Source organism: Psychrosphaera sp. B3R10, assembly GCF_018861025.1.
Taxonomy (GTDB): Bacteria; Pseudomonadota; Gammaproteobacteria; order Enterobacterales; family Alteromonadaceae; genus Psychrosphaera; species Psychrosphaera algicola.
The window spans coordinates 16,486-29,468 of record NZ_JAHKQH010000026.1 but is presented as its reverse complement, the minus strand read 5'-3'; the positions used below and the strand labels follow the sequence as shown (position 1 = coordinate 29,468).

The 12,983-nt window shown below is 39.5% G+C and carries 15 protein-coding genes; 12 read left to right on the top strand and 3 right to left on the bottom strand.

All coding sequences use genetic code 11. From position 1 onward, the window contains the following. Positions 1-167: 167 nt before the first annotated feature. The 3 genes from bfr (KO525_RS09795) to KO525_RS09785 form a co-directional block, all read right to left on the bottom strand. The gene (bfr, locus tag KO525_RS09795; RefSeq protein WP_215963626.1) at positions 168-635 is read right to left on the bottom strand and encodes a bacterioferritin; all 468 of its coding nucleotides are present in this window, start codon (positions 633-635) and stop codon (positions 168-170) included. 11 nt (positions 636-646) lie between these two features. Beyond that, complete coding sequence (gene bfr, locus KO525_RS09790) at positions 647-1,111, bottom strand: bacterioferritin (RefSeq protein WP_215963625.1); 465 nt, start codon at positions 1,109-1,111, stop codon at positions 647-649. Between the two features lie 140 nt (positions 1,112-1,251). Next, complete coding sequence (locus KO525_RS09785) at positions 1,252-1,446, bottom strand: (2Fe-2S)-binding protein (RefSeq protein WP_215963624.1); 195 nt, start codon at positions 1,444-1,446, stop codon at positions 1,252-1,254. Between the two features lie 289 nt (positions 1,447-1,735). Between KO525_RS09785 and KO525_RS09780 the strand changes: the two genes are divergently transcribed. The 12 genes from KO525_RS09780 to KO525_RS09725 all read left to right on the top strand — a co-directional run bounded on the left by KO525_RS09780 (position 1,736) and on the right by KO525_RS09725 (position 12,979). Then, on the top strand, positions 1,736-2,341 hold the full coding sequence (locus tag KO525_RS09780) for a peroxiredoxin (RefSeq protein ID WP_215963623.1): 606 nt from the start codon (positions 1,736-1,738) through the stop codon (positions 2,339-2,341). Positions 2,342-2,471: 130 nt separating this feature from the next. After that, on the top strand, positions 2,472-3,077 hold the full coding sequence (locus tag KO525_RS09775) for a DNA-3-methyladenine glycosylase I (RefSeq protein WP_252736877.1): 606 nt from the start codon (positions 2,472-2,474) through the stop codon (positions 3,075-3,077). A gap of 21 nt (positions 3,078-3,098) precedes the next feature. Next, the gene (locus KO525_RS09770; RefSeq protein WP_252736878.1) at positions 3,099-5,024 is read left to right on the top strand and encodes an ATP-dependent DNA helicase; all 1,926 of its coding nucleotides are present in this window, start codon (positions 3,099-3,101) and stop codon (positions 5,022-5,024) included. A 143-nt stretch (positions 5,025-5,167) separates the two neighbouring features. Next, entirely contained in the window at positions 5,168-5,869 is a 702-nt protein-coding gene (tsaB, locus tag KO525_RS09765; protein ID WP_215963622.1) for a tRNA (adenosine(37)-N6)-threonylcarbamoyltransferase complex dimerization subunit type 1 TsaB, read from the top strand. A 257-nt stretch (positions 5,870-6,126) separates the two neighbouring features. Continuing rightward, positions 6,127-6,723 carry a TetR/AcrR family transcriptional regulator gene (locus KO525_RS09760; RefSeq protein ID WP_215963621.1) on the top strand — a complete coding sequence of 199 codons (597 nt, stop codon included), beginning with the start codon at positions 6,127-6,129 and terminating at the stop codon, positions 6,721-6,723. Between the two features lie 30 nt (positions 6,724-6,753). After that, a complete protein-coding gene (locus tag KO525_RS09755) occupies positions 6,754-7,107 on the top strand; it encodes a hypothetical protein (RefSeq protein WP_215963620.1) in 354 nt (117 codons plus the stop codon). 24 nt (positions 7,108-7,131) lie between these two features. After that, complete coding sequence (locus KO525_RS09750) at positions 7,132-7,707, top strand: Slp family lipoprotein (RefSeq protein ID WP_215963619.1); 576 nt, start codon at positions 7,132-7,134, stop codon at positions 7,705-7,707. A 55-nt stretch (positions 7,708-7,762) separates the two neighbouring features. After that, a complete protein-coding gene (locus tag KO525_RS09745) occupies positions 7,763-8,596 on the top strand; it encodes a class I SAM-dependent methyltransferase (RefSeq protein ID WP_215963618.1) in 834 nt (277 codons plus the stop codon). Beyond that, positions 8,583-9,539: an alpha/beta hydrolase gene (locus KO525_RS09740; RefSeq protein WP_215963617.1), complete on the top strand. Its 957-nt coding sequence runs from the start codon at positions 8,583-8,585 to the stop codon at positions 9,537-9,539. Before KO525_RS09745 ends, KO525_RS09740 begins: the two co-directional genes overlap by 14 nt. A 206-nt stretch (positions 9,540-9,745) precedes the next feature. Then, positions 9,746-11,401 carry a long-chain-fatty-acid--CoA ligase FadD gene (gene fadD, locus KO525_RS09735; RefSeq protein ID WP_215963856.1) on the top strand — a complete coding sequence of 552 codons (1,656 nt, stop codon included), beginning with the start codon at positions 9,746-9,748 and terminating at the stop codon, positions 11,399-11,401. 88 nt (positions 11,402-11,489) lie between these two features. After that, positions 11,490-12,647: a ribonuclease D gene (gene rnd, locus KO525_RS09730; RefSeq protein ID WP_215963616.1), complete on the top strand. Its 1,158-nt coding sequence runs from the start codon at positions 11,490-11,492 to the stop codon at positions 12,645-12,647. Between the two features lie 38 nt (positions 12,648-12,685). Next, positions 12,686-12,979 (top strand): YcgL domain-containing protein, encoded by a 294-nt coding sequence (locus KO525_RS09725; RefSeq protein WP_215963615.1) that lies wholly within the window; start codon positions 12,686-12,688, stop codon positions 12,977-12,979. Positions 12,980-12,983 lie beyond the last annotated feature (4 nt).

The window sequence follows — 12,983 nt, the reverse complement described above, 5'->3', positions numbered from 1 at the left end:
TGAATGGATTAATTAAAAGTGGGGATCAGTGTTAATACTAATTCGCCAATTATTTTGTATGGGAGTCTATTTTAAGTAAATGACAGGAGTTTGAAAGGATAATAAATCAATAATTTGCAATTAATTTTTATTTTGCAAAAAAGTGGGGGCGAACCCCCATTTGGACATTACATTTGAGATTGTAAATAGTTAGGTAGACTGATTGTTTTGATAAGACGCAATTGTTGTTCAAGCCAGAACGCATGGTCGGTTTCCGTGTCGTCGATAAGAACTTGTAACATGTTACGCGTGACAAAATCTTTTTCAGTTTCACACAATGCCATTGTATCTTTTAATGCTTGAGCTACAGCAAGTTCGACTCGTAAGTCACTGGCAAGCATACTTGGTACGTCATTGCCTATCTGCAGACCATCGCGGGTCACCATATCAGGCGTGCCTTCTAAAAACAAAATACGTTCAATTAGCAAAGACGCATGGCCTTTTTCATCGTCGAATTCATGATCGATTCGCTCAAATAATTTGGTGAATCCCCAGTCGTGATACATACGAGAGTGAATAAAGTATTGGTCCATTGCCGCAAGTTCATATGCTAACAATCCATTTAGCGCGTCAATAATTTTTTGATTACCTTGCATAATGTTGTCTCCTAAAGTTGAGCTTGCAGGTATTTTTCAATACCCATATTGGCGATTTGATAGTCTTGAGTTTCTAACCAATCCAAATGTTCTTCTTCATATTCTAAGATGTCGACTAATATTTGGCGGGTAACAAAATCTTTTTCTTGCTCGCACAAAGCGATAATTGGTTTCATTTGACTAATTTGAGCGGTTTGAAACTTGGCGTCACAACCTAACATCTCTTGGGTTTCTTCACCGATAGACAGGGCACCAAGCCGTTGCAAGTTTGGCAAGCCTTCTAAAAAGAGAATGCGTTCAATTAGAACATCGGCTTGTTTCATATCTTTAATCGATTTTTTATAACACTTGTCGTTTAACGCTGACAGGCCCCAATTTTTGTACATACGAGCATGTAAAAAAAACTGGTTTATTGAGGTTAATTCGGTAGTTAGCACTTCGTTAAGTGCGGATAAAATTGCGCTGTTGCCTTTCATAGTCAGACTCCAAATGAAATGAGTCTCAGTATTATAGCTATTATTCGGGGGGGAGTCAAAAAAAATATAATAAAAACAACAAGTTAATAATGATAATTATTATTAATTAGATTCACATTTAGATTCACAAAAAAGAGGGGTTAACCAACATCCTTAAACATTGTGTCGTCGATGATAGTGTCGTCTATAATTTTTTGTGCAACTTTAGTACAGGTGCCACATTGTGACCCCAAAGGCATGAGTTGTTTTAGCTCACGAAGAGACCCCACGCCTTGGGCGCGAACCGCTTCTTTTATATCTTTATCTGTAATGCCTTTGCATAAACAAACGTACATGAAATCACCTCAAATCTTAATGCAAGTGATAATAATTCTCATTAAGTTAAAAAGCAACTACTATTTGTGTGAAAATCCGTCTAAGTTGTAAAGTCATTCGAAAAATAAAGTTAGAACAATGATCTAATTACTGGTCAAAAGGTTATATTTTTTAGAGTAAATCGAATATTCCGATAGAGTTAATCGAAATAACATCTTGGTTTAATCAAATTGGTCTATATATACTGTGTGCAATTCAAAGACGCAGACATTATGTTTGCTTTAATATTTTAACAAAATGGAGAATACCATGGGCGTATTAGTAGGCCGTCAGGCACCTGATTTCACGGCAGCAGCTGTATTAGGTAACGGTGAAATCGTAGATTCATATAACTTTGCAGAAGCAACTAAAGGTAAAAAAGCAGTTGTTTTTTTCTACCCTCTAGACTTCACTTTTGTATGTCCTTCTGAATTAATCGCTTTCGACAAGCGTTTAGCTGAATTCAACAAGCGCGGCGTTGAAGTAATCGGTGTTTCTATCGATTCTCAATTTAGCCACAATGCATGGCGTAACACTGCTGTTGAAAATGGCGGTATCGGTGAAGTTGGTTATGCACTAGTTGCAGACGTTAAACACTCTATCTGTCAAGCATATGACGTAGAACATCCTGAAGCTGGTGTTGCGTTCCGTGCATCTTTCCTAATTGACGAAGACGGACTTGTTCGTCATCAAGTTGTTAACGACCTACCTTTAGGCCGTAACATCGATGAAATGTTACGTATGGTTGACGCATTAAACTTCCACCAATCACACGGTGAAGTATGCCCAGCTGGTTGGGAAGAAGGTAAAAAAGGAATGGACGCTTCACCTGCGGGCGTTGCATCTTACCTAGCTGAGAATGCTGAAGGCCTTTAATTAGACTGCGTCGCTGACGTTGTCAGTGACAGACTCGCTCTAATTTAATTGGGCGATACAAAGTATGAGCCAGTTGCAATGCAACTGGCTTTTTTGTATCTGCTATATTTCTTTTAGTTAAAGAAATAGAATGAATTCTGATTTCGCCAATTTTAAGGTTTTAAATATGACATGCACGTGGTGTGGCACAGACCCTATTTACGTTGAATATCACGATAAAGTTTGGGGGCGTCCGCAATTTGATAGTCGTCATCTTTTTGAGAAACTTTGTTTAGACGGGCAACAAGCCGGTTTGAGCTGGATTACCATTCTAAAGAAACAAGCTGGATATGAAAAAGCTTTCGCTAACTTTGAGCCAAGTGCAATAGCGAAATTTGACGCAGATAAAGTTGAAGAACTGATGTTAAACCCTGACATCGTTCGCAATCGGCAAAAAATAAATTCGATTATTAAAAACGCAAAAGCGTTTCTCACATTCGAAGCAGACCACGGAAAAGGGAGTTTCAGTGAATTTTTGTGGCAATTTGTCGACGGCAAACCTTTGGTCAATGAATGGCAAAGTAAATCTGATGTTCCTGCGGTAACACCACAAAGTGAAGCGATGTCAAAAGCATTAAAATCTCTAGGGTTCAGTTTCGTCGGCCCAACTATATGTTATGCTTTTATGCAAGCTGTAGGCATAGTGAATGATCATTTGGTATCATGCCCCGCACATAAAGAATGTATCCGTTCATAATTTTCTAAGGTAACCCGCAAGTTGGCTCAATCTGCTACTAATTCTGTCTCCCAATGTTTCGCCAAAGAAGGTGCGTTGGCTAAAGCCATCCCAGGCTTTAAGGCACGTCAATCTCAACTCGACATGGCCCATGCGGTTGCGAGTGTGATCAAAGATAAAAAGCAACTGGTGGTTGAGGCTGGGACTGGTACCGGTAAAACTTTTGCTTACCTTGCCCCGGCTTTACTCGCCGGGAAAAAAGTCATTGTTTCTACCGGTACTAAGGCACTCCAAGAGCAGTTGTTTCACCGTGATCTACCATTAGTAAAAGACGCATTAAAACCTCGTTTTCGTACGGCTCTTTTAAAAGGACGAAGTAATTACCTGTGCCAATATCGCTTAGAAGTAAATGGCCAGCATCCGCCGTTTGACGACAAAGAATTTTTACACGATATGTCTGAAGTCCGTAAATGGTCTTCACAAACGGACAGCGGTGATTTAGGTGAATTAACAACAATAGAAGAGGGTAGCCGTGCAATTCCGTTTGTCACAAGTAATGTTGAAAACTGTTTAAGCAAAGATTGCCCTAAGATTGGTGAATGTCATGTTATGACAGCCCGAAAAGACGCATTAGAAGCGGATTTAGTGGTGGTGAATCACCATTTGTTTTTTGCCGACATGGCCTTAAAAGACACCGGTTTTGGCGAATTAATTCCTGACGTTGATGTGATCATTTTTGACGAGGCACACCAAATTCCAGATATCGCATCTGAATATTTTGGTGAACACTTTTCATCACGCCAGGTTTTTGAGTTGTGCAAAGATATACAAGCTGAATACGCTGCTAATTTGCGAGATTTGCAACAACTTAACAAAGCCGCAATCAATCTTGAAAAAAATATTCTCGATATGCGATTAGTGTTTGGCATTGATCCTGAAAAAGGAAATTGGCGTGATAGAAGTCGCAATGATGCAATCCAACAAGCAATTAAACACATAAGTAAGTCATTTGAATTCCTTTATGATGTACTAAAACTGGCGATATCAAGAAGTGATGCGATTGATAACTGCTTTGATAGGCTAGTGCAGTTAAAAGGCAAATTTGAGAAAGTTAATCAAATAGAAGATACCGGGTTTAGTTATTGGTACGAAACTACCAAAAGGCATTTTTCATTACACATCACACCGCTTTCAATCGCGGACAAATTTGGTGGTTATGTCGACGAGTCGACGGCGAGCTGGATATTCACTTCGGCCACAGTGTCGGTGGATGATAAGTTTGAGCACTATACTAATCAGTTGGGTATTCAAGACGCTAGAACGCTTTTATTGGACAGCCCGTTTGATTATCAGAAACAAGCCTTGTTTTGTGTGCCGCGTTATTTTCCTGAACCGAATGATAAAGCTGCTGTAGGGGCGATTACCGAACTCGCACTTGAGTTAATCACCGCAAGTCGTGGTCGAGCATTTTTATTGTTTACGAGTCATCGGGTAATGAGTTTAGTTGCACAACGACTCGAAGATAAAACGCCGTTGCCTATTTTAGTCCAAGGTACAACGAGTAAACGGCTTTTATTAGACAAGTTTACCAAGTTAAAGCACGCCGTTTTATTGGGGACTGGGTCATTCTGGGAAGGGGTAGACGTACGTGGTGATACATTAAGTTTGGTTATGATCGATAAATTACCTTTTGCTTCGCCGGATGACCCATTATTACAAGCCCGAATTGAGGATTGTAAACGAAAAGGGTTAGACCCGTTTTCCGAAGTTCAGATACCGCAGGCCGTAATAACACTTAAACAAGGCGTGGGAAGACTTATACGAGATGTCACAGACCGAGGGGTATTAGTGATCTGCGATCCAAGGTTGGTTACGCGCGGTTATGGTGAAGTCTTTTTACGAAGTTTGCCAGATATGCGAAGAACTCGTGACACCGACTATGTAGTTGAGTTTTTAGAGTCTCTTTAAATTTTTCTCAAGGTAAGCGGTAAAAATAAACATACATGTTTAACTCAAAGCTTAATTGAGAATGACGTAAACAGATAATTGCTTTATAACGGTGACTATTGTCAAAGCAATTTGAAATTAACAACAAATTTAGATTACAAATTATGAAAATACTAGCAATAGACGCCGCAACTGAAGCTTGTTCAGTTGCACTTTACCTTGATGGTGAAGTGACATCGAAATTTGAGTTGGCTCCGCAGCAACACTCACAAATGCTGTTGCCAATGGTTGATCAAATATTAGCTGATGCAGGTATTGCGCTTAACCAATTAGACGCAATTGCCTATGGGCAAGGGCCGGGTAGTTTTACTGGGGTACGAATTGGTGTTGCGATTACTCAGGGTTTGGCATTTGCGGCCGATTTGCCTGTAATTGGTATCTCAAGTATGGCTGCTATGGCCCAGCAGGTTATGGCTCAGCACAAAGCAACGGGCGATAACTTCGAGCAAGTGGCTCATGTGTTAGTTGCAATTGATGCGCGCATGTCAGAAGTGTACTTTGGCTTATACCAAAATGTTGAAGGTTTGGCCCAACTGGTAAACACGGAAGGGGTGTGTGCGCCACAGGATTTAGCGTTGGATGCATTACCTGACTTGTTCAGTGCAGGTACAGGATGGCAAACCTATCAACAAATATTAACGGAAAAATACTTAGTAAATTCGACAGAAGTACATTTACCGAGTGCAGAATTTATGTTGCCTCTTGCTGTGGCTCAATATAAAGCGGGTCATATTGTATCTGCTGAGCGCGCCCAGCCAAATTATGTTCGAGATGAAGTCTCATGGAAAAAGTTACCGGGCCGATAAGTTTTACAGAAAGCGATTATTAGCGCGTTAAATTTAAACGTTTAATAAAGGCACAAATAACAGTTGAAATGTTAACGGTTACAAATATCATATACAAATCGGAACTTTTTGTACCGTTTGGTGTCGTAACTTAAATTAAGTTAGATTTTGTACTTAGCGTATTGACGGTTTTGCAATAAGATAGTGTCATTGCATACTGTAAAAAAAGCTTGGATGGACTGCGACTAGCGCAGTCGGAATAATAGAAGAAATGAAACATGGCACTGAGAGATCCAGATAAAACTCGAAACCGAATTTTAACGGTGGCAGCGCATATTTTTCATCAAAAAGGCTATAATTGTACGAGTCTGTCGGACATTTTACATGCTTCTGAAATGTCGAAAGGTGCTTTATATCACCACTTTAGCAACAAAGAAGATTTGTTGTTTGCGGTTGTTGAAGAAGTTTATCAAGAGCAATTCTTATCGCCTTGGCGTGAAGTGTTAAATACTGAATCGCCGATGAATGCAATGGCAGAAGTAGTTGAAAATAATGGTAAAAATGACACAAATGAAGCTATGTGTGTCGGTTGTCCAATTTATAATTTAGCCGGAGAGTTGTCGGCAATTAATGATGGTCTTAGACAACGTGTCGATACTATTTTTAGAAATTTGTTCAACATTATTCACGAAGCAATTGAAATGGCTAAAAAAGCAAATCAAGTGGATGCTAGCGTAGATAGTGAAAGAGTGTCATTATTAATATTAAGTAGCCTTAACGGCATGCCACAAATTGTAAAAAGTTGCCTAGACCGTAATATGTTTAGACAACTAAACGGCGCCTTGGCTGATTATATTCGTAGTTTTTGTAAATAAAAAATTCACATTTTAGTTGTGGAGGATTAAGTGAACAGCATCGCTAGTTCGTATAGCAACGTACCTAAGTATGTTGATTATACAAAAACAAATAGTGGGATAACTCGTGTATCTCAAGAAAAACAGGTGTTTGCAGAAACGCTGCAGGATACGCGTGCACGTGAGGATGTCGCTCAAACACAAAGTCGTTTCGACGATAAACCAGAAAAAGTCATCGCACCTTCCTCAGATACCGTTAAACAGTTGCAACAATTTTCTAGTAACCGATATCCAGAAAATGCCAATGGATTAGGACGAGTTGCGATAAATTCATATGGCAAATATGCGTCAAACGAAGTCGTAGCTGATTTTTCAGATAAAGTGAAAGTTGATCTTCGTGCTTAAGTTTGTATTCAATAAAGGAACATTATGAAGAAGTTGTTATTGGGATTGTTGTCGTTATCCTTATCGGCCTGTGTTAGTTATCCTGAAAATGTTCAGGTTGCTGAAGGCACAAACCTTGTTTCTTATACTGATGTTGTTGAATCTAGTGCTCATATAAAGCAACTAGCTCGCTGGAGTGGTGTGATTGCAGAAGTGACTAATCACAAAGAAACCACACAATTAGATATTCTCTATTACCCTGCAAGTGGTGACGGTCGACCAAAAACGGATGAAGAGCCGCTTGGTCGTTTTCGAGTTTATTCGGATACGTTCTTAGACCCTGCGATTTACAAGCAAGGAAAGTCTATTACCGCGCTCGGCACCATAGCGAAAAAAGAAATGGCTAAAATTGGCGACTTTGAATACGAGTATCCAACATTAGTGCAAAGCAAAATTTATCTTTGGAAGAAGCAACAACCTAGAACAAAGGTCCAATTTGACTATGGTTTTTATGGCCACCCTAGATATTATTGGAACGGTGGTGCGAGACACATATATATAATTGGTAAAGATAAGCCTGCACCAAACCATGGCACAAAGAAAAGCAAAAATCGGACTTAACTCTATAGGTGGGTCACCCATTAATTTTTCGTTTCAGCATAGCTTTGGGAAGTAGATGAATAAGTATATTTTGAGTTTTGTTTTATTGCCCCTGATTGCTGCCTTTGGCGTGGTTTCTGAACCACGTTCAATCGACTCTATTTTGGATTCTGATCATCGTCTTGAGCAGGATAAGCAAAGAGATATCTACCGTCACCCGAAGGAAACCTTAGCGTTTTTTGGGCTGAAACCCAATCACACTGTGTTAGATATTTGGCCAGGATCTGGTTGGTACACAGAAATTGTAGCGCCATATGTCAAAGGAAGTGGTCAATATATTGCGGCTAACTTTTCGCCGGAACGTTTTAATTCTGGTGATAAACGAGAAGTTTATTGGGGGAAAATATCCCTAAAATTTATGGAAAAAGTTGCGGAAAAAGATATTTACGGCGATGTGCAACTTGAAGTTTTCGAAAATGGAAAATTTGAGAAACCTAATAATTTACCAAAGGTGGATATCGTATTGTTAATTCGTTCGATCCATATTTGGGATGAACAGGGGACTCTTTCGGAAGGTTTAAAGTCTGTATTTGAGGTTCTAAAACCTGGCGGCATATTGGGCATAGTTCAACATAGATCTAACTCAATATCGTCTATTGCCTCAAGTGCTAGTGAAGGCTATATGGATGAGCTATATGTTATAGATGCTGTAACGCAAGCGGGTTTTGAGTTAGAAGCGTCGAGCAATATAAATGCGAATCCGAATGACACAAAAGATTACCCACGTGGTGTTTACACATTACCACCAACACTGGCTATGGGTAATGTAGAGCGTGACAAATATTTACAAATCGGTGAGAGTGACCGTATGACTTTGAAGTTCGTCAAACCGACTCATGCTAAAAACTGAAGAATTTGCATTACAAACGTCATCAGGCCGTATAACAGGACTCACGAATACCCACCTAAATAATCGACCAACCGTATTAGCACTGCACGGTTGGTTAGATAATGCCGCAAGTTTTCTGCCTCTAATATCACATACGCAAGAGTATAATTGGATAGCGATAGATTTGCCCGGCCACGGTCATTCAGAACATCGCCCTGCACGATCGTATTACCACTTTATTGATTGGATTTCAGATTTATCCGCTATCGTAGATGCTATTTTGGCAAGTGACGTATTTTCTCATGTTCAAAATTCTGATTTTATTCTTGTCGGGCATTCGATGGGCGGCATGATTTCAAGTGTATTTGCTGGGCTTTACCCAAATGTATTTTCGAAACTTGTATTAATTGACGCTGCAGGACCTATTACAGAACCAGAAGATTATAGTGTTGAAGATATTAGAAATGCGCTGGATAGTCGTCAAAAACTAAGTAAAAAAGCGATTTATATTGATAAAAAAGTAGACGATTCAAATTCAAATAATGCATCTACCACCTCGGTTCATTTGGGCTATAAATCGCGAATTCATAAGTCTTTGGAAAGTGCGATAAAGGCCCGGAAAAATTCTGGCGATATTAGTTACGAGTCGGCAGCAATGCTTGTTGAACGAAATATTAAAGAAACTGAAAATGGTTTTGAATGGCGTATCGATCAGCGGCTTAAAACATTTTCGCCCATTAGATTGTCAGAACCGCTAGTGCATAAAATCATTAGCGCGATTTCAGTTCCCACACTAATTTGTTTAGCTGAAAACGGCCTAGAGCAGGTGAAACAAAATTTGGCACGATTTAAAGTTGATTATCAAGATGCATCCCATATTGAAGTCATTGGGTCACATCACTGTCATATGGATGAAGTAACGTCGGTAAGTCGTGCTATCCATGCTTTTATAGAGTCCAAATAACCTGTTTTTTTAACAATTGGTCGCAATATTGATGAATTTATTTGTCTCATCGGATGAGTTGCAGTAAGGTACGGCCATATATAATTTGTCGTTATGACTCATTTAAAACGTATTTTGAACGAATAATAATAATTTGCTGGTCCAAAGCTTGTGAAATAACCTTTGGAATTGGCGTCAAAATGCGAACAATTACTTGGAGTACTCTTTTGGAAAAAGTTTGGCTTAAAAAATACCCTGAAAATGTCCCATCTGAAATTGATCCTAATCATTATGATTCATTGGTTGATATTTTTGCTCAAAGTATTAAAAAGTTTGGAAGTAAAACTGCTTTTATCAATATGGGCGGCGAGCTAACTTACGATGAACTAGATACCGCGGCCAATTCGTTTGCTTCATATTTGCAAAATACTCTTGGGATCCAAAAAGGTGATGCTGTCGCATTAATGATGCCTAATTTATTACAGTATCCTGTCGCTTTGTTAGGTGTGCATCGTGCGGGTGGTATTGTCGTCAACGTCAATCCATTGTATACCCCACGTGAACTTGAGCATCAACTCATCGACAGTGCCGCAAAGGCGATAGTTATTGTTGATAATTTTGCTAACACGTTAGAGCAAGTTATAGCTAACACCCCCGTAAAACATGTGATCCTAACAAAAATGGGCGATATGTTAGGCCTTAAAGGGCATGTTGTTAACTTTGTTGTTAAACGTGTGAAAAAGATGGTCCCGGCTTTTCAGTTACCCGCTGCTATTAAATTTAATGACGTTCTTTCACAAGGTGCTCAATCGACGTTACAACACGTCGAATTAACTGGCGATGATATTGCATTTTTGCAGTATACCGGTGGTACGACAGGCGTGTCTAAAGGCGCAATGTTAACGCATCGCAATATGGTGGCTAATTTAGAACAAGTTTCTGCATTGATGAAAGCGTGTTTGGTTGAAGGCGAAGATACTATAGTTACAGCACTGCCGCTTTATCATATCTTTGCGTTAACAGCGAATTGCCTTTTATTTGTTAAATTTGGTGGCACCAACCTGCTTATTACCAATCCACGAGATATGCCAGGTTTTGTAAAAGAATTAGGTAAATATCCGTTTACGGCCATAAGCGGTGTTAATACTTTGTTTAATGGGTTGCTAAACACGCCCGGTTTTAAAGAGCTCGACTTTTCATCATTACGTCTTAGTATTGGTGGTGGTATGGCAGTACAACGAGCAGTGGCCGAGCGTTGGTTAGATGTCACTAAGTGCGACTTACTTGAAGGTTATGGCCTTACTGAATGTGCACCTGTAGTTTCTTTTGTGCCTTATAACATTGGACGTTATACGGGCAGTATCGGTGTCCCAGCTCCGTCTACGGATATTAGATTAGTTTCCGATGAAGGTGAAGATGTCGCACCGGGAGAAGCTGGCGAACTATGGGTCAAAGGCCCGCAAGTAATGAAAGGTTATTTAGGTCGGCAAGACGCGACTGATGAAGTTATGCATGAAGGCTGGTTTGCAACAGGTGATATAGCAAAGATAGATAAAGAAGGGTTGTTATATATAGTTGACCGTAAAAAAGACATGATCTTAGTGTCTGGCTTTAATGTATTTCCAAACGAAATTGAAGACGTTGTGGCAACCCTTGACGGCGTATTAGAATGCGCTGCAGTAGGCGTTCCGAATGAGTCTTGTGGTGAACTAGTTAAGATTTTTGTTGTTAAGAAAGACCCTAACTTAGACGAAGAGACGATAATTTCCCATTGCCGTGAAAGATTAACGGGATATAAAGTACCCAAACTGATAGAATTCAGAACCGAATTACCGAAAACTAATGTCGGTAAGATACTTCGCCGAAAACTAAAAGAGAGTTAACGATAATTCTCTTAAAAAAGCTGGCGATTGCCAGCTTTTTTTGTTTTATTGGTGAGTGATTTAAAGCGTTTATTAAGCGGTTATTAGATTGACGACTCAAGAAAAAGAATATTTATATATAGATGACCAAAATTCGTTAAATGAATTTTGTGAGCAAGCAAGTGAAGCACCTGTGTTAGCGCTAGATACGGAGTTTGTTCGAACTCGTACACTTAATGCGGACCTTGGTTTAATTCAAGCATTTGACGGCAAGTCCCTCGTGTTAATCGACCCTCTTGTCGATTTAGATTTAGAACCTTTTTGGCAGCTTTTGACTAATGAGAAAATTGTCAAAGTATTGCATTCTTGCCATGAAGATTTGGAAGTGTTTAAAATTTATTCCAACCGGATGCCCAAGCCATTATTTGATACACAAATTGCTGGCCAGTTCTTATTTCAAGGTAAAGTGCTGGGCTTTGGTGCATCTGTTTTGCAAGAAGTTGGAATTGAATTGGATAAAGGTGAAGCCCGCACAAACTGGCTTAAGCGTCCATTGTCGCCACAACAACTTGAATATGCTGCAAATGATGTTAAATACCTCTTACCTTTGTATCATAAGCTTAGTGAAAAACTTCAACAACAAGGCATTGACCAATTTAATTTGGCCGAAGCAAACTATAAAGTTGAGCTCAAAAGCCAACCTAAAAATCTTGATTTGTTGTATCTCGATTTTGGAAATTGTTGGCAGCTTAAACCTCGTGAATTGGCAATATTACAAGAGCTATGTTCATGGCGATTAGATATGGCGAAGAAACGTAACTTGGCACTAGGTTTTGTTGTTAAAGATGCAAGTTTATTTGCTATTGCACAGAAGCGACCAAGTGACTTAGCCAGCTTAAAAGCAATTCCGGGGATAAATCCGCACGAAATTAGATTGCACGGTAATGCAATAATGACATGTGTTGAGCGCGGTAAAGCCATCCCATTGGAAGAGTGTCCTCAAAAAGTGCCACGTTTGACTGATTATCCTATTTACAAACAAGCATATAAACAATTAAAGCAAGCGCTAACCAAAGCGGGTGAAAAACATAAGTTGCCAATTGAAATGTTGGCAACTAAAAAGCAGCTAAATCAGTGGATTAAGTGGAAATGGCAACTGCCTCACGCGGAAACCCCAGACTTTATTGCGTCTTGGCGCAGTGAAATATTGGCAGAAGCATTAAATACGTGGGATAAGTCGTTTGCACAAGTTGATTTAAACGACTGATTTACGCTAAACAAATAGATTCAGGAGTAGGTAATACATTGCAACTATGTACCGTATATAAAAGCTCGAAAAAAGCAGAGACATTTTTATATGTTGAAAAAGCTGACGATTTTTCTAGAGTTCCTGAGCCGTTAATGGCAATAATGGGTCCACCAACACTCGTTATGACGATGGACTTGGATAAACGTCAGAAATTGGGGCAAGCCGATTTAACAAAAGTAAAAAACGAGATTCAAGAAAACGGGTTTTACTTGCAGATCCCACCACCACAGGAAAACCTATTAGAAACTCATAAGGCAAATATGGGTTATCAGGAGCCTGAAAAAAACTAACAAG

Excerpts from the sequence above, each read along its gene's own strand:
- bfr (WP_215963626.1), bottom strand. The coding sequence starts at position 635 with ATGCAAGGTAATCAAAAAATTATTGACGCGCTAAATGGATTGTTAGCA.
- bfr (WP_215963625.1), bottom strand. The coding sequence starts at position 1,111 with ATGAAAGGCAACAGCGCAATTTTATCCGCACTTAACGAAGTGCTAACT.
- KO525_RS09785 (WP_215963624.1), bottom strand. The coding sequence starts at position 1,446 with ATGTACGTTTGTTTATGCAAAGGCATTACAGATAAAGATATAAAAGAA.
- KO525_RS09780 (WP_215963623.1), top strand. The coding sequence starts at position 1,736 with ATGGGCGTATTAGTAGGCCGTCAGGCACCTGATTTCACGGCAGCAGCT.
- KO525_RS09775 (WP_252736877.1), top strand. The coding sequence starts at position 2,472 with ATGAATTCTGATTTCGCCAATTTTAAGGTTTTAAATATGACATGCACG.
- tsaB (WP_215963622.1), top strand. The coding sequence starts at position 5,168 with ATGAAAATACTAGCAATAGACGCCGCAACTGAAGCTTGTTCAGTTGCA.
- KO525_RS09760 (WP_215963621.1), top strand. The coding sequence starts at position 6,127 with ATGGCACTGAGAGATCCAGATAAAACTCGAAACCGAATTTTAACGGTG.
- KO525_RS09750 (WP_215963619.1), top strand. The coding sequence starts at position 7,132 with ATGAAGAAGTTGTTATTGGGATTGTTGTCGTTATCCTTATCGGCCTGT.
- KO525_RS09745 (WP_215963618.1), top strand. The coding sequence starts at position 7,763 with ATGAATAAGTATATTTTGAGTTTTGTTTTATTGCCCCTGATTGCTGCC.
- KO525_RS09740 (WP_215963617.1), top strand. The coding sequence starts at position 8,583 with ATGCTAAAAACTGAAGAATTTGCATTACAAACGTCATCAGGCCGTATA.